Annotated in this window: 17 protein-coding genes, 6 tRNA genes, 1 riboswitch and 1 other annotated feature; of the genes, 6 read left to right on the forward strand and 17 right to left on the reverse strand. The window is 45.7% G+C overall.

Features of this window, described 5'->3' with window-relative positions:
• Nucleotides 1-101: 101 nt before the first annotated feature.
• Nucleotides 102-443, reverse strand: coding sequence for a YlbF/YmcA family competence regulator (locus ENLAB_RS07380; RefSeq protein ID WP_005227708.1), 342 nt, complete (start codon nucleotides 441-443; stop codon nucleotides 102-104).
• Nucleotides 444-513: 70 nt separating this feature from the next.
• Entirely contained in the window at nucleotides 514-2,676 is a 2,163-nt protein-coding gene (locus ENLAB_RS07385) for a PBP1A family penicillin-binding protein (protein ID WP_081117837.1), read from the reverse strand.
• A gap of 191 nt (nucleotides 2,677-2,867) precedes the next feature.
• Between ENLAB_RS07385 and ENLAB_RS07390 the strand changes: the two genes are divergently transcribed.
• Nucleotides 2,868-3,722 (forward strand): RluA family pseudouridine synthase, encoded by an 855-nt coding sequence (locus tag ENLAB_RS07390; RefSeq protein ID WP_077452364.1) that lies wholly within the window; start codon nucleotides 2,868-2,870, stop codon nucleotides 3,720-3,722.
• Nucleotides 3,723-3,818: 96 nt separating this feature from the next.
• Here ENLAB_RS07390 and ENLAB_RS07395 read toward each other — a convergent pair whose 3' ends face one another.
• The 3 genes from ENLAB_RS07395 to ENLAB_RS07405 form a co-directional block, all read right to left on the reverse strand.
• A complete protein-coding gene (locus ENLAB_RS07395) occupies nucleotides 3,819-4,895 on the reverse strand; it encodes a M23 family metallopeptidase (RefSeq protein WP_369522130.1) in 1,077 nt (358 codons plus the stop codon).
• Nucleotides 4,896-5,036: 141 nt separating this feature from the next.
• Nucleotides 5,037-5,756 carry a pseudouridine synthase gene (locus tag ENLAB_RS07400; protein ID WP_077452366.1) on the reverse strand — a complete coding sequence of 240 codons (720 nt, stop codon included), beginning with the start codon at nucleotides 5,754-5,756 and terminating at the stop codon, nucleotides 5,037-5,039.
• A gap of 69 nt (nucleotides 5,757-5,825) precedes the next feature.
• Entirely contained in the window at nucleotides 5,826-7,472 is a 1,647-nt protein-coding gene (locus tag ENLAB_RS07405; protein ID WP_244353304.1) for a putative polysaccharide biosynthesis protein, read from the reverse strand.
• Between the two features lie 199 nt (nucleotides 7,473-7,671).
• On the opposite strand from ENLAB_RS07405, the gene murE reads away from it, so the two are divergent.
• Nucleotides 7,672-9,189, forward strand: coding sequence for a UDP-N-acetylmuramyl-tripeptide synthetase (gene murE / locus ENLAB_RS07410; RefSeq protein WP_244353306.1), 1,518 nt, complete (start codon nucleotides 7,672-7,674; stop codon nucleotides 9,187-9,189).
• Nucleotides 9,190-9,258: 69 nt separating this feature from the next.
• Here murE and ENLAB_RS07415 read toward each other — a convergent pair whose 3' ends face one another.
• The gene (locus tag ENLAB_RS07415) at nucleotides 9,259-9,558 is read right to left on the reverse strand and encodes a DUF5960 family protein (RefSeq protein WP_008382014.1); all 300 of its coding nucleotides are present in this window, start codon (nucleotides 9,556-9,558) and stop codon (nucleotides 9,259-9,261) included.
• 220 nt (nucleotides 9,559-9,778) lie between these two features.
• Between ENLAB_RS07415 and ENLAB_RS07420 the strand changes: the two genes are divergently transcribed.
• The gene (locus ENLAB_RS07420) at nucleotides 9,779-10,009 is read left to right on the forward strand and encodes a hypothetical protein (protein ID WP_005233376.1); all 231 of its coding nucleotides are present in this window, start codon (nucleotides 9,779-9,781) and stop codon (nucleotides 10,007-10,009) included.
• Between the two features lie 106 nt (nucleotides 10,010-10,115).
• Here ENLAB_RS07420 and leuS read toward each other — a convergent pair whose 3' ends face one another.
• Together leuS and ENLAB_RS07430 are read right to left on the reverse strand one after the other, a co-directional pair.
• Nucleotides 10,116-12,530, reverse strand: coding sequence for a leucine--tRNA ligase (gene leuS / locus ENLAB_RS07425; protein ID WP_077452369.1), 2,415 nt, complete (start codon nucleotides 12,528-12,530; stop codon nucleotides 10,116-10,118).
• A gap of 86 nt (nucleotides 12,531-12,616) precedes the next feature.
• Nucleotides 12,617-12,836, reverse strand: a binding site (T-box leader).
• A 42-nt stretch (nucleotides 12,837-12,878) separates the two neighbouring features.
• Nucleotides 12,879-14,573, reverse strand: coding sequence for a muramidase family protein (locus ENLAB_RS07430; RefSeq protein ID WP_144771246.1), 1,695 nt, complete (start codon nucleotides 14,571-14,573; stop codon nucleotides 12,879-12,881).
• Nucleotides 14,574-14,864: 291 nt separating this feature from the next.
• On the opposite strand from ENLAB_RS07430, the gene ENLAB_RS07435 reads away from it, so the two are divergent.
• From ENLAB_RS07435 to mnmM, 3 genes are read left to right on the forward strand one after another with little or no spacing between them, the layout of a single operon-like run.
• Complete coding sequence (locus tag ENLAB_RS07435) at nucleotides 14,865-15,515, forward strand: phosphatase PAP2 family protein (RefSeq protein WP_081117844.1); 651 nt, start codon at nucleotides 14,865-14,867, stop codon at nucleotides 15,513-15,515.
• Nucleotides 15,516-15,529: 14 nt separating this feature from the next.
• Nucleotides 15,530-16,513: a tRNA modification radical SAM protein MnmL/YtqA gene (mnmL, locus tag ENLAB_RS07440; protein WP_244353308.1), complete on the forward strand. Its 984-nt coding sequence runs from the start codon at nucleotides 15,530-15,532 to the stop codon at nucleotides 16,511-16,513.
• Nucleotides 16,488-17,066, forward strand: a complete 579-nt coding sequence (gene mnmM, locus ENLAB_RS07445) for a tRNA 5-(aminomethyl)-2-thiouridylate-methyltransferase MnmM (RefSeq protein WP_244353310.1) — start codon at nucleotides 16,488-16,490, stop codon at nucleotides 17,064-17,066. The genes mnmL and mnmM overlap by 26 nt, the downstream gene beginning before the upstream one ends.
• Nucleotides 17,067-17,091: 25 nt before the next feature.
• Here the strand turns inward: mnmM and ENLAB_RS07450 are convergent, their stop codons facing one another.
• From ENLAB_RS07450 to ENLAB_RS07490, 9 genes are all read right to left on the reverse strand, one after another.
• Entirely contained in the window at nucleotides 17,092-17,871 is a 780-nt protein-coding gene (locus ENLAB_RS07450; protein ID WP_077452373.1) for an alpha/beta hydrolase, read from the reverse strand.
• 22 nt (nucleotides 17,872-17,893) lie between these two features.
• Nucleotides 17,894-19,351, reverse strand: coding sequence for an MDR family MFS transporter (locus ENLAB_RS07455; protein WP_077452374.1), 1,458 nt, complete (start codon nucleotides 19,349-19,351; stop codon nucleotides 17,894-17,896).
• A 66-nt stretch (nucleotides 19,352-19,417) separates the two neighbouring features.
• Nucleotides 19,418-20,602, reverse strand: coding sequence for a methionine adenosyltransferase (gene metK, locus ENLAB_RS07460; protein ID WP_005233362.1), 1,185 nt, complete (start codon nucleotides 20,600-20,602; stop codon nucleotides 19,418-19,420).
• Nucleotides 20,600-20,681: riboswitch (SMK box riboswitch) on the reverse strand. It overlaps the preceding gene by 3 nt.
• Nucleotides 20,682-20,772: 91 nt before the next feature.
• Nucleotides 20,773-20,844, reverse strand: a tRNA-Glu gene (locus tag ENLAB_RS07465).
• 15 nt (nucleotides 20,845-20,859) lie between these two features.
• A tRNA-Ile gene (locus ENLAB_RS07470) sits at nucleotides 20,860-20,933 on the reverse strand.
• Nucleotides 20,934-20,949: 16 nt separating this feature from the next.
• A tRNA-Gly gene (locus tag ENLAB_RS07475) sits at nucleotides 20,950-21,020 on the reverse strand.
• 7 nt (nucleotides 21,021-21,027) lie between these two features.
• A tRNA-Phe gene (locus ENLAB_RS07480) sits at nucleotides 21,028-21,100 on the reverse strand.
• Between the two features lie 8 nt (nucleotides 21,101-21,108).
• Nucleotides 21,109-21,182, reverse strand: a tRNA-Asp gene (locus tag ENLAB_RS07485).
• 39 nt (nucleotides 21,183-21,221) lie between these two features.
• Nucleotides 21,222-21,295, reverse strand: a tRNA-Met gene (locus ENLAB_RS07490).
• Nucleotides 21,296-21,345: the final 50 nt, after the last annotated feature.

A 21,345-nucleotide genomic window follows, 5' to 3' on the forward strand; every position in this document is an offset into this window, starting at 1 on the left:
ACCAAAGAAGCGCTTTTGAAACTTCTTTGGAAACGGCTCTTGCAGTTGCAGCCGATTTCTCTGAAGATTCACTAGCTTCTTTGGTCTTTGTCTGTTGGCGATTACGCTTCGTATAGATCTCTTACAGGACCCATGATGATGCGGTTCAAGTCATTGGCTACTAAGCTGAAGGCTTGCTCTTTTTGCATCAAGTCAGAAACGATGCCGTCTTGTTGAATTTTTTGCGATAATTCTTGGGCTTTTTGCGCTTCTTCTTCCGTCATTTCTTCGCCAGCCATCATTTTTTGTTGCAGGCTTTGTTGCAACTCTTGAAACTCTTTGAATAACGCATAGGCTTCTTCATTTGCTTTCAAGCGGTCGAAAGAACCTTTCAAATCTTGAAACTGTTCTGACTCCCGTAATTCACGTTCTAATTGGTTTGCTGTATCATAAATATTTGCCATTTTGACGCCTCCTCTTTTTTTCTAGTATACCATTCTTCTCAGGTTCTAGACTAGCAGTTGCGTAATTCCTTTAATTTCCGCTGATGGAATTCCACAAGCCACCAAACAGTTCTTTCGTTCCTTCTTTGATCTTGCTGCCGAATTCCTTCATGCCTTCTTTGGCGCTTTCGGCAAAGTCATCGATGGTTTGCTGCCAATCATTGCCATTTTGTGACGTACTGCTCTCAGGATCTGGTACTTCATCGGCTGCCATCAATTTTCCGCCTGTCCAATAAGCGTCTGCAACTTGGAATTGAGTGCCTTGACTATAAGGCAGTAAGCTTTCGGCCTCTGCTTTAAATATTTTCCCAACGACTTGTCCGCTAGTTCCCGTTAAGTAATGATCTTCACTCACATGTTCAAATCCTAGCCAGGTTGACAGAACCATATCAGGAGTATAGCCGACGATCCATTGGTCATTGACCTTAGAAGCATCAAAGTTGGTCTCTGTCGTACCCGTCTTACCGGCGATCGTAAAGCCGTACGGACTAGCACTAACCCCCGTCCCGTTAGAGAAGGTACCCAGCATCATGCTCGTCATTTTATCAGCGGTCTCTTTAGAAATCACGCGTTTGCCTTGCACAGACGTATTGTCAACGATCACGGCACCGGTAGAATCAACGATTTTGGTGATCAAATGCGGTTTGTAGTAATACCCGCCATTTGCGAAAACGCCATACGCTGCTGCCATCGTCATTGGTGATTCCCCTTTTTCCAAACCACCTAATGCTAAGCCATAATATTTGTCGGATTCAGTCAAGGAAAGACCGAATTCTTGTGCTTTGCTGTACCCACGATCTAAGCCGATCTCATGCAGCAGCCAAACTGCTGGCAGATTCAAGCTTTGGGCGAGGGCTTGATACATGACTGCTTCGCCAGCATAGGTCCCATCAAAGTTTTGAGCATCATAAAAATCAAGGGGCTCGTCTTTCAGGATACTATCGGGTTCAAACCCAGCTTCTAGGGCAGGGGCGAAGACGCTGATCGGTTTGATCGTGGAGCCTGGTGAACGTTTCATTTGCGTGGCAAAATTAAAGCCTCTAAAGACGTGCTCGCCACGACGACCCACCACCGCTTGCACCCCACCGGTATTCGGATCAAGTGCGACAGAGCCAGATTGCACCATCGTGCCATCAGCGGCATTTTCAGGGAACAAGGCATCGTTTTTATAGGCAGCTTCCATTTGTGCTTGGTAGTTTTGATCCAGCGCTGTATAGATCTTGTAGCCGCGATTCATGACATCATCAGCATCCAACCCATAGGATTCGGCTTCATCGATGACCGCATCGAAATAATAAGGATACTTATAGCCAGATTCTGAATTGCCAAATCCATCATACAGTAAATTGGCTAAGGCAACTTGTGATTCTTGGTCAGCAACGGACTGGTCCAACTTGCCGTTATCCACCATCAAACTCAAGACGGTGTCGCGACGGTTCGTGGCGTTTTCCAGATTGTCGATCGGGTTATAGATCGAAGGACCTTTGAGCATCCCCACCAACGTCGCAGCTTCTCCCACGCTTAGTTCAGAAGCATTGACACCGAAATATTTTAGCGAGGCATCTTGAATGCCCCAAACCCCGTTACCGAAATAGGAACTGTTCAAATACATTTCCAAAATCTCATCTTTGGAATATTTCTTCTCGATCTCGATCGCTAAGAAAAGCTCCTTGGCTTTTCGACTAAAGGTTTGATCCAAGGACAAATAGGCATTTTTGGCAAGCTGTTGGGTGATGGTACTTCCCCCACCGCCTTCGGCACTGCGGTTAACCAGCATGCGTAGGGCTGCCCGAGCGATCCCCTTGATATCAAATCCGTGGTGATTATAGAAGTTGCGGTCTTCGGTTGAGATCAAGGCGTTGACTACATCACTGGAGATGGCATCAAGAGAAACGTACGTGCCTTTTTGCGAGTACAATTGCCCTGCTTCATCGCCATTGGCATCAAAAATCACCGTTGATTCTTTCAGACCTGACTCTAATTCACTAACTTTCGTATTTTTGGCGATATAAAACAAATACCCGCTCATGATTAAAATAGCAACTAAACTAAGTAAAATAAAAATTTTATTTACGTGGTATTTTTTCCAAACCCGTTTGCGCCATTGATGAAATTGCTGCAAATATGGTTTTAACCAGCGCCAAAAGGTCAGCCAACCGGTTTTTATTTTGTGAAGGATGTGCTTCCAATCCATTACTTCACGCTCCTTTGGTTAAGTGTAGCATAAATGACTTTCTTTGTTATACGGCTCTAGACGTAATTTCATTCGAAAAGAATGCTTTATTATTCTAGCATTGAATACTCTGTTTTTTATTGTTTTTTTTATAAGAAAAGCTTAAAGATGCTATAATAGTCGGTAGCGAACAGCAAAGAAAGGACGTTTTTATGGAATACACCATGACTTTACCCGAAAATCACCCGCCCATGCCGCTTCGCGAGTTGTTGGAACAGGAGTGGCTCGTCCCACGAAAAGTGCGCCATTTTCTGCGCACACGGAAAAATGTGGCCGTCAATCAGCAGCCTGCGATGTTTCATCAAGAAGTTCGTGGCGGCGATCAAATCACTTTGATCATTGAAGACAGTGATTACAGCTACCAGCCGATCCAGTTAGGCCAAGCAGACAAAGTCGACGTACTTTTTGAAGATGAGCACTTATTGGTACTGAACAAGCCAGCCGGGGTCAAGACGCACCCCAATCAGCCATTAGAAGCAGATACCCTGTTGAATGATGCAGCTGCTTACCTTGCGCCGAAACAGCAGCAGCCTTATGTGGTCCATCGTCTAGACAAAGAAACCAGCGGTGTCGTTTTATTCGCAAAAAATCCCTTGGTGTTGCCGATCTTGGGCCGAATGTTGGAAAACAAACAGATTTTCCGCCGCTATCAAGCCACGGTTTGGGGCAAACTCACGCAAGATCAAACGATCGCCAAAAAAATCGGTCGTGACCGTCACGATCGGCGCAAGCGGATCATTGACCCCCGCAACGGTCAGTCAGCCGTCACTCATGTAACCATCGCCCACGCCCAACAAAAGACGACCGATGTGTATTGTGTGTTAGATACGGGGAGGACCCACCAAATTCGCGTCCACCTTGCCAGCATCGGTCATCCAGTCGTTGGTGACCCGCTTTACCAAAACAAACCAGCGCCGCGTTTGCTGCTGCATGGCTACGAATTGCATCTAGAGCATCCCTTTACCAAAGAACAGTTAGTGATCATCGCTCAACCGGGCTTGTGGTAAACAAAAAAAGCATGACGACTTGAGGAACCCCCTCTTGTCAGTCATGCTTTTTGGTTTCAGATGATTGTTTTCAATGTTTCTACTCGGAGCTTTGCCTTATAGCGGCAAGTAAGCTGCTGGATCAACGAACTCTGACCACAACGTCTTACTTAGTCCAAAGTGCAGATGGACGCCTGTCGAATTTCCAGTCGTCCCCATCGTACCGACTTGGTCGCCGACTGCAACGGTCGCCCCCTTCGAGACACTGACAGCTGTTAAATGAAAATAATACGAGTAAAAGCCGTTATCGTGAGCCAAAATCACGTAGTTTCCAGTGCTTGGGCCATAGCCAGCATCTTCTACCTGTCCATCACGAGCGGCGACAATCTTCTCCCCCGCTTGACCGGTGAAGTCGATCCCGTCATGCTGCGTCCCTGAAAAACCAGTTGGGTCAGCTCGAGTACCAAAACCGCTGGAGATCGACACGGAGCCCGTGATTGGCAGTGAAAATTCACTGGCTGCCGCTTTCTCTGCTGCTTCTTTGGCTTTTTGTTTTGCTTCTTCAGCGGCTTTTGCTTCTTTGTCCACTTTTTCTTGCAAGTCTTGTACTTGCGCTTGCGTCTGCTGCAGCTGCTCTTGTTGGCTCTGCAATTCTTCTTTTGCTGTTGCTAGTTGTTCTTTACTATGTACTAATTGGGCTTGCGTCAAGGTTTGGTACGAAGTGATACGTTGTTGTTCGGCTTCTTTTTCCGCCAACTGTTGGTTTACTTCCCGTAAAGCTGCTTGTGTTTCACTAAACTTGCGTAGTTGCTGGATCGTGGCTTGCGGTCCATCGACTACCAGGCTGCTTTGCGCTTGGCTTCCTTGGTGCTGGGCTTTTTGGTCATTCAGAGCAGCGATCTGCGTTTGAACTTCCTTGCTTTCTTCTGCCAATTGGTTTAATTCTTCCTGATAATCTGCTAATTGACTTTCCAGCGCTGTGACTTTCTGTTGGCTAGTCGTGACTTCTTCTTCATAAGAGGCTAGTTCTGTGGTCAAAACCGTCAGTTCCTCGCTGCTCTTGGTTTCAGCAGCATAACTGACAGCTGGCTGGAAAAGCGGCAACGTAAGGGCGAGCAATAAAAAAATCTTTTTCTTCAATGAGGTAACTCCTTCTTTTTTTAGTAGCTTGGCTACTGTAACATGCTTATTCATGAAAAAAAAGAGGGTTTTTCCAACAGTTTAAAGTCTATTGTTGCAAATTTTCATGTAAATCACCTATAAAACGGGCTTTTTTTACAAATATTGCAGCCGAATAACAACTTTTATAAGAATTTCTTTAGCTCGCCGATCGTCTTATCCTCGCTCTTGCAGCTTCGCCAATTCCTCAGGAGTTAATTCCCGATACTCGCCTAATGCCAAATCATCTGGCAGGGACAGGCCTCCCATGCGAATCCGTTTCAAATAAACGACTTCTTTTCCTACTGCCTGGACCATCCGTTTGACTTGATGAAACTTGCCTTCATGGAGAATCAGTTTGATTTCGCTGCGCGTTTCTTCTTCATCGACGTTGAGGATCTGCAGTTCAGCCGGCAAGGTCCACTCGCCGTCTAATTTGATGCCTTTGGCAAAGGTTTTTTGATCCTCCGCTGTCATGATTCCCTCGACTTGGGCATAATATTCTTTTTCCACATGCTTCTTAGGCGACAATAATTGATGCGCCAATCCGCCATCGTTCGTAATCAGCAAAAAGCCTTCGGTGTCTTTATCCAACCGTCCTACTGGAAACAAATCTTCGCGAAACGCTTCTTCAGAAAACAAATCTAAGACCGTCTCTTCATAGGAATCGACGGTTGCCGAAATCACTCCAGCGGGTTTATTTAGTAAATAATAAAACTGGCTTTGATAGACGATGGGTTCCCCCTCAAAACAAACGGTATCTTGTGTTTCTAGTACTTGCGCTTTGTCACTCTTGATGACTTGTCCATTGACGGTCACGAGACCTTTTTTGATCAACTGTTTCACTTCTTTGCGGGAGCCATAACCCATATCCGCTAAAAACTTGTCTAAACGCATTGCTTTCTTCCTTTCATGGAAAACAGCCGCCAAGGTCTCGCAATGGAGGCTCAGCGACTGCTTCTGGTTTTATTTGATGTGTAATTTCTGGCGCAAACGAACCATTGATGAGCCGAGCAGTTTTTCAGCTAAACGTAATTTCAGCGCAATGTAGATGTACACACTGCCACCGACTCCTGCTACTAGCAAGCTCAAGATAAAGGCTTGAACTTTTCTTTCAGAGCTCAAGACAAGCCCAAAGAGTTGACGAGCGATCAACGCTGCGATCACCATAATGATGGTCATCGCGCCAATCAATAATGTCCGTCGCAACGTCAAGTTTACATTGAAATGGCCTTTGCGAATCATCTTGCGAATATTTAGCCAGCAAACGATCCCTAGAGCAATCGTGGTGGAAACCAATGGGCCGTAAACTTGGAACAACCGAATCGCTGGGTATTGCAAGATCACTTTCACCAGCAACCCTACAAAGAAGAAAGTAACGGCTTCTTTGTTGTGGTACATTCCTTGAAGCATACTGGAACTAAGCATAAACAAGCCTAAGACCAGTCCAGACAGACAGGCAGCGACTAGGACGCTCGCCCCTAACGCATCTGGGCGATAAAACAAGGTGTATAAGGGATAAGACAGTACGATCATCCCAAAGGTCGCTGGGAACATTACAAAGGAATACAATTGCAAGTTGTTGCTGATCAATTTAGCTAAGTTCTTTTTGTCCTTTTTGGCGACTGCTTCACTGATCAAAGGCAAGCCTGTTGAAGCCATGGAAGTAGCTAATCCGATAACGACCATCGTCAGCTTATCAGGATTGCTACCGAAAATCGCCATTAATTCTAAGAGCTGGTCATTTGAAAATTCAGTAAAACTACTCATGATCCGTACAAAGGTGTACTGATCCACCAATTTTAAAATCGTGATCCCAGAACCAACGATAATAAAAGGGATCGCTTCTTTGATGGTCGCTAAAACCAATTCTTTGGTTTGCAGCACGGTTTCTTCTTTGCTCATATCGACTAAGACATCCATCCGCACCCGTTGCTTTTGGAAGTAATAGCCTAAAACCAAAATACTTGCTAAGACACCAATAAAGGCGGCAAAAGTCGATTGCGTCACTGCTGCCGTGTATTCGCCTTCGATGACCCGCATAATGATGAAGGTCGCTAAAAGCATATAGCAGACGCGGGCGATTTGTTCCACCACTTGCGAGATCGCAAAAGGTTTCATGTCTTGATTCCCTTGGAAGTATCCTCGCATGACACTCATACAAGGAAAGACCAATAGTGCAATGCTCAATGAGCGCATTGCAGGAATCAATTCTTCTCCACCACCTGAAGCCGTTGCCAACCATGGGGCTGCCAAATACATGATGCCGGCGGTCACCACGCCAAAGCCTGCCATCAATTGGAAGGCTCTTAAAAAGAGTTTCTGGCTCGTGCGGTATTCTTGGCGAGAATTATAAAAAGAAATCTGTTTGGCAATTGCCGATGGGATCCCCGCAGTGGAGATCATTAAAAATAAGGCGTAAACATTATAGCCCATTCCAAATAACGCATTTGCTTTATCAGCATTTGCCCCCATCCAATAATACCAGGGTAAAATGTAAATGGCGCCAAGCAAACGTGAGCCGATATTTCCCATCGTCATCCAAGCAGATCCTTGAGCCATTTTTTCTTGTGTAGTTAATTCTTTTGACACTGAACGCATGTGATTATCCATCGCCATTATCTCCAACTTTCTACAAACATATCCCTTCCATTTTAATTCGAAAAAGGGTTGGTCGCAATCTATTTTTGCAACATCTTAAAGTTTCTTCAAAATAAGGAGAAAAAAAAGAAAACTTTTCTCTCCCAAACGGCGGTTTTTAGGAGTTATGCTATAATAAGAGAAATCTTTAGAGGAATGAAGGAGAACAATGATGCAAAAGGAACTCATTACCGTGCCCCAGATCCGCAAGCTCTTATTGCAGGAAAACCTATTGAAAGAAATCATCACCCCCACTGATTGGGTTTATACCGTGCCGCAAGAAATGACTGATCTTGCCTTTACCTCATTAAGCTACGACTCGCGAACAGCCGATGCGGCGACGCTTTTTTTCTGTAAAGGGGCTTCTTTTAAAGAAAGCTACCTAGCCGCCGCCATTGATCAAGGCATTCAGTGCTACATTTCAGAAACACCTTATGACAACTTCGCAACCTACGGGATCATTGTTACGGACATTCGAGAAACGATGGCAGTGATCGCCCAAGCGTTTTATGGCAACCCGCAAGAACAGCTGGTGACCATCGGCATCACTGGCACAAAAGGCAAAACCAGCTGCGCCTATTTTGCTCGGGCGATTTTAGCAGAATCGACGGGTCAAAAAGTAGCATTCTTTTCATCTGAGGAAAACTCAGTCGATGGAAAAACCTTTAATGAAGCAGTGTTAACGACCCCCGAAACACTGGATCTCTATAAAATGATGGCCGAGGCTGTCGCAAACGGCCTGACCCATCTTGTGATGGAGGTTTCTTCCCAAGCCTATAAAACCAAACGGGTCGCCGGTATTACCTTTGATATTGGCGCGTTCTTGAATATTTCGCCTGACCACATTGGACCGGTGGAACACCCGACTTATGATGATTACCTTTACTGCAAACGGGAACTGATCCGCAACAGCAAACAAATGATTTTAAATCGGCAAAGTGATCACTACCACTTGCTGCGAGAAACTTGTGAAGTCCATAAAGTTCCTTATATCACCTACGGACGTTCAGACGCCGATTATGTCGTTCAAGAAGGAATGGACCTAAAGAGTTTTGCCCTGACAGCTACTTCTGATGTCTTGCAAGTCTCTGGTGAATATCAACTGGGGATCTTAGGTTCTTTCAACCATGAGAACGCCGCAGCGGCGATTTTGGCTGCCTGCTTAGCGGGTGCCTCTCGTGAGGACGCCCAGAAAGTCCTGCCGACAGTGATCATCCCTGGACGAATGATCGTTTTAGAAAAAGAAAATGGGGCGGTCATGATTGTTGATTATGCCCACAATTACCTTAGCTTCCAATCATTAAGTGAACTTGCCCGTCAATTGCGCCCAGATGGCCGCCTGCTTTTTGTCACTGGTAGTGCGGGTGGCAAAGCCCAATCTCGCCGAGCAGATATGGGACGAGCATTAGGAGAATATGCGGACAAAGTCTATCTGACTAGCGATGATCCTGATTTTGAAGAAGCATCGGCGATCGCCCAAGAGATCGCCGACGCTATCATCAATCCTGAAGTTGCCGTCATTCTTGAGATGGATCGGGAACAAGCCGTCAAATCGGCGATCGCTGAAGCAGACAGTCGTGATATCGTGATTATTGCGGGCAAAGGTGCCGAACAATACTTGAAAGTTGCCGGAAAAAAAGTCCCTTACATTGGTGACTTGACCTTAGCACAGCAGCAAGCCAAGCATTAATAGCAATGCCTCAACCAAAAAAGCTTTCAGATGATCGGTTAAATCATCTGAAAGCTTTTTTCTGCGTGATTAAGGTTGTTCGTCTTCGTAAGTCTCATAGACATAGGGTGCGCCATCATAACGGAATTCTGTTGAAATGGCAGCGTCAAGGTCTTCGGTAAACATTCGCTTGCTGAAAGGAAACAAAAAGACTTGCCCTTCTTTGGCATCTTCGGCTGCTAAACGGTAAAACAGCTCTTCTTCTGTTAATTGTTGATTCAACTGTTCCAAGACATCGGCAGTGACTGCCTCTTCTTCATAGCCAGGTTTGGCAATCCGTGCATAATCTTCAAAAAAAGCCGTTTGGCCTTCAAATGATTGATACTCCATGTAAGTCCCCTCTTTCTTTTCTCTTTCTTTATTATACGAGAGTCTGTGAGGATCAGCGAATAATATGATCGCTAACAAGCGGAATTTTGGCTTTTTTGGCGCTTAAATATGTCAGAAACATTTCAAGTGTATTACGAATCAATTATTTGACAAAATCAGATTGAACACGTATCCAAATTTTGTATAATGATACATAGAGACTATAAAAGGGGCAAATGTAATGAACAACGCAAAGAAAAAATTATTCGTCGGTACTGGTGCTGCAATTGGTTTTGTCGCAATCGTTGCTATGATGGCTCAGTTCATGATTTCCAATCATCTATTTGGCGGAAGTGATGCTTCATCAGAAATTTTCACTCGCGCTACGTATCCAAACGGCTTTCTACTAGTGATCTTGATTCCATTGGTCGCAACAGCCGCTTTGTTCTATGGGATCATTCGCAAAAAATAACAAAAAAGTGTTGCTGAGAACCACTCAGTAACACTTTTTTTCTTTGTCGCTACCAAAAAGCTGCCTAACAGACTGTCGATCTGTTAGGCAGCTACGTTTTTAGCGTTTAGTTTGCAACGATATTGACCAATTTATTCGGTACAACGATCACTTTGCGGATCGTTTTTCCTTGGAGCTGTTCTTGGACAAGTTCGTTTTCTTGCGCCAATTGTTCAAGCACTGCTTTTTCGGCATCCGCTGGCACCATTGCTTTGGCGCGAACTTTGCCATTGACTTGAAAGACGACTTCGATCTCATCTTCCACTAGGGCACTTTCGTCATAGGTTGGCCATGGCACATATGAGATCCCATTGTCATTTCCGAGGATCGACCAGAGCTCTTCCCCGATATGCGGTGCGATCGGAGCCAATAGCTGCACAAATCCTTCGACATATTCGTAAGGCAAGGCATCGGCTTTGTAGGCTTCATTGACGAAGACCATCAATTGGGAAATCGCCGTATTGAAGTGCAGCTGCTCAAAATCTTCCGTCACTTTCTTAACGGTTTGATGGTACACTTTCGACAATTTGCCATCGTTGAATGTCGTGATGCGGTCGCGCATTTTGCCATTTTCATCGACGATCAAGCGCCACACGCGATCCAAGAATTTGCGACTGCCTTCAAGACCATTCTCATTCCAAGCGATCGATGCATCCAGTGGTCCCATAAACATTTCATATAAACGCAAGGTGTCCGCACCGTATTGGTTGACGACATCATCTGGATTGACGACGTTGCCGCGGGATTTTGACATTTTTTCATTATTTTCCCCAAGGATCATCCCTTGGTTAAACAATTTTTCAAATGGTTCTTTCGTTGGTACAACACCGATATCGTACAAGAATTTATGCCAGAAGCGAGCATAAAGTAAATGCAAGACAGCGTGCTCTGCGCCACCGATATAAATATCGACTGGCATCCAGCGTTTCAATTTATCGTAGTCAGCCAAAACAGACTTATTATGAGGATCGATAAAACGTAAGAAATACCAGGAACTTCCAGCCCATTGCGGCATCGTATTGGTTTCCCGACGTCCTTTTTTCCCAGTTTCAGGGTCGGTGACATTGACCCAATCCGTGACATTGGCTAATGGCGATTCACCAGTACCGCTTGGTTTGATATTGTCGGTTTTTGGCAAACGCAACGGCAGCTGATCTTCAGGAAGCGTCGTAGTCGTCCCATCTTCCCAATGGATGATTGGGATTGGTTCCCCCCAATACCGTTGACGAGAGAACAACCAATCGCGAAGACGATAGCTGACTTCTTTTTTCCCAACATGGTTTTCTTCCAACCATGCGACCATTTTTTCGATGGCAGTCTCTTTGTCTAGCCCATCCAAAAAGTCTGAATTGATATGCAGTCCATCTTCGGTATAGGCAGATTCTTCCACGTTGCCCCCTGCCAATACAGGAATGATCTCTAAGCCGAATGTTTTGGCAAATTCGTGGTCACGTTCGTCATGGGCAGGAACCGCCATGATCGCACCTGTTCCATAAGAAGCCAAAACGTAATCGGCGATCCAGATCGGGATCTCTTTGCCATTCACGGGATTGATGGCATAGGCACCAGTGAAGACACCGGTTTTTTCTTTGGCCAAATCTGTTCGGTTCAAATCAGATTTTTTCGATGCTTCTTCTACATAGGCATCAATGGCTGCTTTTTGTTCAGGGGTAGTGATTTGGGCCACTAGCTCATGTTCTGGCGCCAATACGGCGTAGGTCGCACCAAACAAGGTATCTGGGCGAGTCGTAAAGACGGTAAAGTCTTTTTCCATCCCTGCCACTTTAAACGTTACGTTGGCTCCGACAGAACGTCCGATCCAATTGCGTTGCATTTCTTTGATGCTTTCTGGCCAATCAACTTCTTCTAAATCGTCCAACAAACGATCAGCATACGCCGTGATTTTCAGCATCCATTGGCGCATCGGTTTGCGGATCACATCATAGCCGCCCCGTTCGCTCTTGCCGTCAATGACTTCTTCATTGGCGATCACAGTTCCAAGCTCTGGTACCCAGTTTACTGGAACTTCAGCTTCATAAGCTAACCCTTTTTCATAAAGCTTGGTAAAGATCCATTGGGTCCACTTGTAGTATTCAGGGTCTGTCGTGTTGATTTCACGATTCCAGTCATAACTGAAGCCTAACGAATTGATTTGACGACGGAAGGTCTCAATGTTTTTCTTTGTGAATTCCGCTGGATCATTTCCAGTGTCTAATGCATACTGTTCGGCAGGCAGACCAAAGGCATCCCAGCCCATTGGGTGCAGTACATTGTAGCCTTGGCTGCGTTTGAAGCGGCTCAAGATATCCGTAGCCGTATAGCCTTCTGGATGTCCGACATGTAATCCTTGTCCAGATGGATATGGGAACATATCTAGCGCATAAAATTTTGGTTTGTCCGGCTCATCATGGGTGTTGAATTCATTTTTCTTCGCCCAATATTTTTGCCATTTTTTTTCGATTTCTTTGTGATTGTAATTCACGATGGACTCCTCCTAAAAATTGGTGTTTTGCTCGTCAAATCAACTAGCAAAACTTAAAAAAAGTCCTATAAAAATCGCTATGATTTTTATAGGACGTTATCAACGTGGTACCACCTAAGTTTATCTGCTCCTCAAAAAAGCAGACCTCGATGTTTTAACGGCCATCGCCGTATCTGCCTAGCCAATTCAGGTTCAGTCAGATATCACTCGAAGACGAGTTCGAAAGGTGTGCTGTGCATTTCCACCAACCATGCACTCTCTAAAAGTCCCACCGTACTTCTACTATTCCTTCTCAAACGTGAAAGTTTCTTTGCACTTATCCTAACAAAAATCATTAGGAATAGCAATCTATTTTACCCTAACTGTTTGTCCTGGGTAAATAAAGTTATTTTGAATATTGTTCCATTGGATAAATTGATCCGTCGTGATGCCGAACTTATCTGCGATTCCCCAAACGGAATCCCCCGATGCGACCTTGTAAGAACCATTTGTCGTGGAAGTACTGGTGGTAGCTGCCGTGCCGCCTTGCTTAACGACCACCTTTTGTCCTGGATAGATAAAATCATTTTTGATGTTGTTCCAGCTGCGGAATTGATCCATCGTAATCCCATGTTTATTGGCAACTGACCAGACTGAATCACCCGCTGCCACCGTATAGGTATTGCCTGCAGCACTACTGCTGGTTTGGCTACTGACGGTCGTGCTTGTTGTAGTACTCGTTGCGGAACTACCGCTGACAACCACCTTTTGTCCTGGATAGACATAGTCGTTTTTAATATTGTTCAAACTGCGGAATTGATCCATCGAAATCCCATGTTTGTTAGCAATCGACCAGACCGAATCGCCAGCTGCCACCGTGTAGGTGCCGCCACTGCTTTGGCTAGCCGTTGATGCCGTGCTGACGGTCGTAGTACTGCTGGTATTCGTAGACGATCCACCGCTGACGACAACTTTTTGCCCTGGATAGACAAAATCATTTTTGATGTTGTTCAAGCTGCGGAATTGATCCATCGAAATGCCATGCTTATTGGCAATCGACCAGACCGAATCGCCAGAAACTACGGTATAGGTGTTGCCTGATGTAGTTGCTGAAGTATTACGATTGACGATCGATACTGTTGAAGTTGTCGAAGTACTTTGGGTGCTGCCGTTGACATTCAACGTTTGCCCCGGATAAACAAAATCGTTTTTGATGTTGTTCAAACTGCGCAACTGATCCATGGAGATGCCATGTTTGTTAGCAATCGACCAGACCGAATCGCCTGAAGCGACTGTATAGGTTTGACTGCCGCTCGTGCTAACAGCTGCCGTTGTAGTCGTGGTATTGGTTGATGCGCTAGCTGTGGCACCACCACCGGCATTGCCAGAAGCTGGTGTGTCATATTGCGTCAAACCAAATTGTTGGATCACGGCATTCAGGGAAGAAGCATAGTTTGGTGCAGTCGCATAGCGACCTGCTAGCCATGCGGTTGCATCAAGATATGAAGTCGTATTGCTCTTCCAAGCGCCAGAATAATACGCGACACCGCTTTGTAAAGAGGTTGAGCGTAAAGTACGTGCATTATCTTCGAATGATTGCGTGTAAGATGGGTAGCGCTTAAAAGGTTCATTCATAGTCAACCATTGATTGTTCAAGTACTCCAAGGTACTCATATAAACGGTTTGACCGTTGTAGCTGCCTTTGATCCCGAATAAATTATAATTTGGTGCTTTTGATAAACTGCTTCGGCCCCAACCACTTTCTAAAATGGCTTGTGCGATCATCACAGAAGCATATAAATCGTTGGCTTGTGCCACGGGCTGAGCGTACGTAGCGATTTCGGCAATAAATGCGGAAGTATTCGGCGCGGCAAAATTGCTAGTAGAAACTTGGGCGATCGAGGTCTCTACGGCTTCTGCTTGAACCGATGACACCAATGGAGCTACAACAGAGCAAGCAGTCAGTGTCGTTCCTAAAACAACTGCACTTTTTTTGATCACTCGATACTTATCGCCCGATTGGTCTGCTTGACGATGTACTTTTCTTGATTGACTCGTGTTCATGTCCGTTATTCCTCCGTTTTTTCCTTATAGTGAACGTAGATTTAGTATACAATTTCTTAAGAATTTATAAAAGGTATTTGAGCCGATTTCAGAAACTGTAAACTCTTTGTAATCAAACAAACATTTATTGAAATGAAGAGTTTGTATTTAACCAAACGAAAGCTATTCTTTGAAAGTGGGAGAATCCTTGATTAGTCCCCTGCTTTTTCCGTCGTGCGATAAATGCTATAATACCTTCTAGATGTCTCTTTGCTTGTAGAGACAGAAATTCTCTAGAAACGAGGCTTTTCCATGCATAAAAAACTATATTTTCAATTTGCCGGCAGCTGCTTTTTACTGCTGTTCGTTTTTCTCGGCTATCTCGTGAAATTTTATCCTACTTGGTTGGTCTCCTTTGACGAAACCTTGACTCGCATCATCCGCAGCGGCTACCCGTTTTGGACACCGTTTTTTCTATGGGTCACAAAATTTGCGAACCCTACCACGATCATCTTGCTCTTTCTCGCCGTTTTAGCCGTCTTAGTGATCAACAAATATTATGCAGAAGCACTATGGCTCAGTATCGGCACCATCGGGATTGCTGGGCTCTTTAATCCATTGATCAAACTCGTCTTTTTACGGGAGCGACCAACCCTTGAACACTTAGTCACGGAATCAAGTTTCAGTTTCCCCAGCGGACACTCGACGGGCAGTATGGTTTTTTATGGGACATTGCTCTTCTTGGTCCCGGTCTTCTTCAAGCAGCCGTTTTGGCAATGGGGACTCCGCATTCTGTTAGGCCTATTGATCGGTTGCATCGGCATTAGCCGCATCTATGTTGGCGTGCATTTTCCCAGTGATGTATTAGGCGGGTTTTGTGTTGGCCTGTCTTGGCTGCTATTGACCTACCCTTACTACTTGCAAAAACGCTTTGTCTGGCGCTTCACCCGTAAACAATTATAAAAGAAGGTAAAAAAATGAATCCATTTCCTTATGCAGAAGATAAAAACAAACGATACCATTCGTGGAACTTTGCTTTGCGGCAAGAATTTGGCGAAAAAATCTTTAAAGTCCCCATTGATGCCGGCTTCGACTGCCCCAATCGTGACGGCACCGTTGCCAAAGGCGGCTGTACATTTTGCAGTGTGTCCGGCTCTGGCGATATGATCGTAGCACCTGAAGCCCCGCTGCCAGAGCAGTTTGAAAAAGAGATCGACATGATGCACAAAAAGTGGCCGCAAGTGGACAAATACATTGTCTATTTTCAAAACTTTACGAACACTCACGCACCGGTGGCAGTGATCCGCGAGCGCTTCGAGCAAGTGCTGACACTACCTGGTGTTGTCGGGATCTCCATTGGGACCCGACCAGACTGCTTACCAGCAGATGTCGTTGACTATCTGGCAGAACTCAATCAACGCTTTTATTTATGGGTCGAATTAGGACTGCAAACGACGTTTGAAACCACGAGCAACGCCATTAACCGCGCCCATGATTATCAAACTTACTTAGACGGCGTCGCCAGCCTGCGCAAACACAATATTCGTGTCTGTACCCATTTGATCAATGGCCTGCCAGGCGAGACGATCGAGATGATGCAAGAAAACGTCCGCCGTACCATTCAAGATTCTGATATTCAAGGCATCAAACTACACCTGCTGCATTTGATGCGCAATACTCGGATGCTGCGGGATTATCATGAGGGACGTTTGCAATTGATGCGGCGCGATACCTATGTGTCATTGATTTGTGATCAGTTAGAGATGATCCCCCCAGAGATCATCATTCATCGCTTGACAGGCGATGCACCATGGGATTCTCTGGTAGGTCCAATGTGGAGTTTGAAAAAATGGGAAGTCTTGAATGAGATCGATCAAGAAATGTTGCGCCGCAACTCCTATCAAGGAAAATTCAATGTGCGAAAGGAGCCAGTCGATGCTGCCGACCGCCATGCGCTATAGCCACACCCTTTTAAAAGAAGTTCTGCAACCGGGACAAACCGCCGTTGATGCCACGATGGGCAACGGCTTCGACACGGAATTACTGGCTTCCTTAGTTGGACCGACTGGTCAGGTGTTTGCTTTTGATATTCAAGAACAAGCCCTGCAAGCTACCAAAAAGCGGTTGGCTGAAAAAGAGCTGTTGGCGCAAGTCCAGCTGATCCATCAAGGCCATGAGACGTTGGCAGATATTGTGAGTGGTCCGGTTCACGCCGCCATTTTCAATTTAGGCTACTTGCCTAAAGGGGACAAAGCGATCATCACGCTGCCTGATACAACGAAAACGGCTTTAGAAGCTTTACTGACACGTTTAGCCCCGAAAGGTAGAATCATCCTCGTCTGCTATTATGGACACGCTGGCGGCGAAGCAGAGCTGAAAGAAGTCCACTCCTTTTGTCAGCAGCTGCCGCAAGAGGCATTCAATGTCCTTTCCTATCAATTTATCAATCAGCGGAACCAGCCGCCGATCTTATTTTGTATCGAACGAAAAAACCATCAGTCCTCGGCACGTTAAGGTGTCGATCGACTGATGGTTTTTTTTATTCGCTAAAAAGCCATTGCAAGACTCGTTGGATCCATTGATCCCAGAAATTCCAATCATGATCCCCAGTTCCCGATTCAAACGTTACGGCTATTTTGCGTTTTTGCAGCTTATCCGCCGCATACTCACTTGCCGGGTACAGTTGATCTTCGGTTCCGCAGCTAATAAAAAAACGCGGCGCGGTGCTTGGATCGATGGTCTCAATCAGATGGATCAAATCATTTTCAGATCCTTTGAATTGCTCTAAAGGGCCAAAGATTCCTGCCCAATAAGCTTGGCTTCGCAGCTGCAGCAAGGAATCCATGCTTTCAGCCAGCGCTAATGCCCCAGACAAAGACGCTACCGCCGCAAACTGGTCAGGCTTGCGCAGCCCAAGTTTTACAGCCCCATAGCCTCCCATCGAGAGACCTGCTGCAAAAGTTTTTTCTCGTTTTTGCGTCAGCTGAGGAAACAGCTCATGGCAAATCTGTGGTAATTCTTCGGCGATAAACGTCCAATACTTCATTTCATAGGTCGTATCAGTATACCAGCCTAGATCAGTAGACGGCATGATGACCGCTAGTTGATACTCTGCGGCATACCGCTCGATCGACGTCCGTCGCTGCCAGACACTATGATTTCCGTTCATCCCATGCAATAAATAAAGCACTGGGAGATCTGTGCCCGTCGATTGGCTTTGGGTGCCGATTTTTTTCTTGGTACTTTGAGGCAAGATCACATCGATCATTACCTCCATTTCAAGAACATTTGAATAGATATTTGCTTGTAAAAAAGCCATACAATCACCTGCGATCCTTTTTTTATATTGTACCAGATTCTCGCGAAATCGTGCGGGTCAAACCAATCGCTAGCACAATGAGTAAAACACCGATCCCAAAAACCCAGTGTAGACCGCTATAAAGAATCTCCCGTAATTGTCCTAATAATGCGGTTGGCAGCTGACGCGCGGCGGCTGGATCTACCAGTTGATTCATGACACTGCTGTCAGTGACTTGCGCCTGTGCTAAGCCTATGCTATTACTGGTATTTAAAACGATACCGAAGACCGCCACCATGATGGTTTGCCCGATCGTGCGCAGCAGCGTATTAAAAGAAGTTGCCACGCCGACTTGGGTGGGGGCAACGCTGGTTTGGGCAGTAACGGTACAAACCACCATCGTTGCCCCTAAACCGACGCCCGTAATAGAAGAAATCACTAAGAACAACCAGAATGACGTCTGTGCCGGTGTCAAAAAGAGCCACAAAGCACCGGTAGCCGTGATCACTAAGCTAACCGTCAAGACCCAACTGACACTGTGTTGTGTCAACCAACGGCTGGCTAAGAAGGAACCAATCATCCATAAAATCGACAACGGTGCCAACACAAGCCCGCCAATCCCCGCACTCATGCCTAAGACCCCTTGCATCCACATTGGGATATAGACATCGATCCCCATCAAGAAGCCGCTCGCCAAAGCTGCTACGATATTGACCACCACAAACAATTTTGAGTGGAACAGCTTCAGATCAATAATCGGATCTGTTGCTTTTTTCTCCACTCGAATGAAGCCGATAAACGTAAGGACAGAAAAAACGAATAGCCCGATGACAGGCAGACTCATACCATAATCTCCCAGCAACTGGAAGCCTAGCAGGAGCCCTACTAGCGTCAACATCAACAAGAGACTGCCAGCATAATCAATGTTGACTGCAGCAAAGGCTTTTTTTTCTTCATGAAAATAAAACCAAATCAAGGCGATCAACCCTAATCCGATGGGCACGTTGATAAAGAAGATCCAATGCCAGCCGATCGTATCTACGATCAAGCCACCGGCTAAGGGTCCGACGACGCTGGCGATCCCCCAAGCAGTACTATTGAGCCCTAAGACTTTCGCCCGCTTTTCAACAGGATACAGGTCCGCAATGATCGTTAGGGCAACGGGCATCATGGCCCCTGCGCCTAATCCTTGCAACGCTCTGGCAATGATCAACGTCAACATCGTATTGGCCATCCCACAAAACGCCGACCCGATAATAAACAGCAGCGTACCAAATAAAAAGACTGGTTTGCGGCCGATATTATCGGCAAACTTGCCGTAGATCGGGGTCAACATCGCACTGGTCAAAAGATAGATCGAGAAGACCCAGTTCATGATCTCGATTCCTTTCAATGAACTGACGATGGTAGGCATCGCTGTCGTAATGATCGTTCCTTCGATCGCGGTCATAAACGTTGCGACAAAAACTGCAATGGTGACTAATTTTACATTGGTTCGCATGTAACTCCTCCTTTTACTCCAAAAAAAAGAACCTCTATTGATAGTCATCAATAGAGGTCGCCTCTTTTAATCCTTCACACTTGCCAAAAGTGCCGCCACCTTGTCGGTGCGTTCCCATGGCAAATCGATATCTGTACGACCGAAATGTCCGTAAGCGGCAGTCTGACGATAAATCGGACGGCGCAAATCTAACATTTCAATAATTCCTGCTGGTCGCAAATCAAAGTTTTCCCGTACCGCTTGGATCAAGCGCTCGTTGCTGACGGTTCCGGTACCAAAAGTGTTGATGCTGATCGAAACGGGCTGTGCCACACCGATCGCATAGGCTAATTGGACTTCCACTTTTTTGGCTAGCTTTGCTGCTACGATGTTTTTGGCAATGTAGCGAGCCGCATAACTAGCTGAACGGTCAACTTTGGTTGCGTCTTTTCCAGAAAACGCACCGCCACCATGACGTGCATAGCCGCCATAAGTATCAACGATGATTTTTCTGCCAGTCAAACCGGCATCCCCTTGAGGACCGCCGATCACAAAACGACCAGTAGGATTAATATAATATTTTGTCTGCTCGTCTAAAAGATCGGCAGGGATCACTTCTTTGATCACTTTTTCAATGACATCACGGTGGATCGTTTCATTATCAGCCGCATCATCATGCTGAGTACTAATAACGACGGTGTCCACTCTTTGTGGTTGATCGTTATCATCATATTCAACGGTTACTTGTGATTTTGCATCTGGACGCAAGTAGCTTAGTTCATTGTTTTTACGCAACTCTGCTAAACGACGGACTAACCGATGGCTCAAGGCAATCGGTAAAGGCATCAATTCAGGTGTTTCATCAACGGCAAAACCAAACATCAAGCCTTGGTCACCGGCACCGATATCTTCTTTATCCGTTTCTCCGCGACTTTCTAAAGCATCATCGACGCCTTGAGCGATATCTGGTGATTGCTCATCGATCGCTACTAAAACAGCAACCGTGTCGCCGTCAAAGCCGAATTTTGCTCGTGTATAGCCGATTTCTTTGATGGTTTCTCGGACGACTTTTTGGATATCTACATAAGCAGAAGTAGAAATTTCTCCAAAGACTAAAACCAGTCCGGTAGTAACTGACGTTTCGCACGCGACCCGTGCCATTGGATCTTCGGCAAGCAACGCATCTAAGATGGCATCACTGATTTGGTCGGCTACTTTGTCTGGGTGTCCTTCTGAAACGGACTCTGATGTAAATAAGTGTTTCTCTGTCATTTTTGTATTCCCCCTAATATATGTTTCGGTTACAAGGCATCTTCGCAGCTGCGAATCCTTTCGGGAACTTGCAACGGACTGATTATAACAAATTTTGACTGCTTATGCTTGAGAAAATGATAAAAAGATCATTTTTGGGTAATAAAAAAACACTCTCAAGAGTGTTTGCATGATCCGTACGGGATTCGAACCCGTGTTACCGCCGTGAAAGGGCGGTGTCTTAACCGCTTGACCAACGGACCAGTTTAAAAATGTAATGGGCCTAAATGGACTCGAACCATCGACCTCACGCTTATCAGGCGTGCGCTCTAACCAGCTGAGCTATAGGCCCCAAATAAAAAATGCAAAGCGGGTGACGAGAATCGAACTCGCGACAACAGCTTGGAAGGCTGTAGTTTTACCACTAAACTACACCCGCATTCCTATGGCGCGGGACAGAATCGAACTGCCGACACATGGAGCTTCAATCCATTGCTCTACCAACTGAGCTACCGAGCCAAAAACAACGGTCTGGACGGGACTCGAACCCGCGACCTCCTGCGTGACAGGCAGGCATTCTAACCAACTGAACTACCAAACCAGAAGCTTTGTATTGCTGCTTTGTCGTTAAACAAAGCGATTGCGGGAGCAGGATTTGAACCTACGACCTTCGGGTTATGAGCCCGACGAGCTACCAGACTGCTCCATCCCGCGATAAGTAATTACTTTAGAGTAATTAAAGGACTGTGATTCTTTTGCTCGCA

Origin of the sequence: Enterococcus innesii, assembly GCF_022846515.1 — a bacterium.
In the GTDB taxonomy this organism is placed as follows: Bacteria; Bacillota; Bacilli; order Lactobacillales; family Enterococcaceae; genus Enterococcus_D; species Enterococcus_D innesii.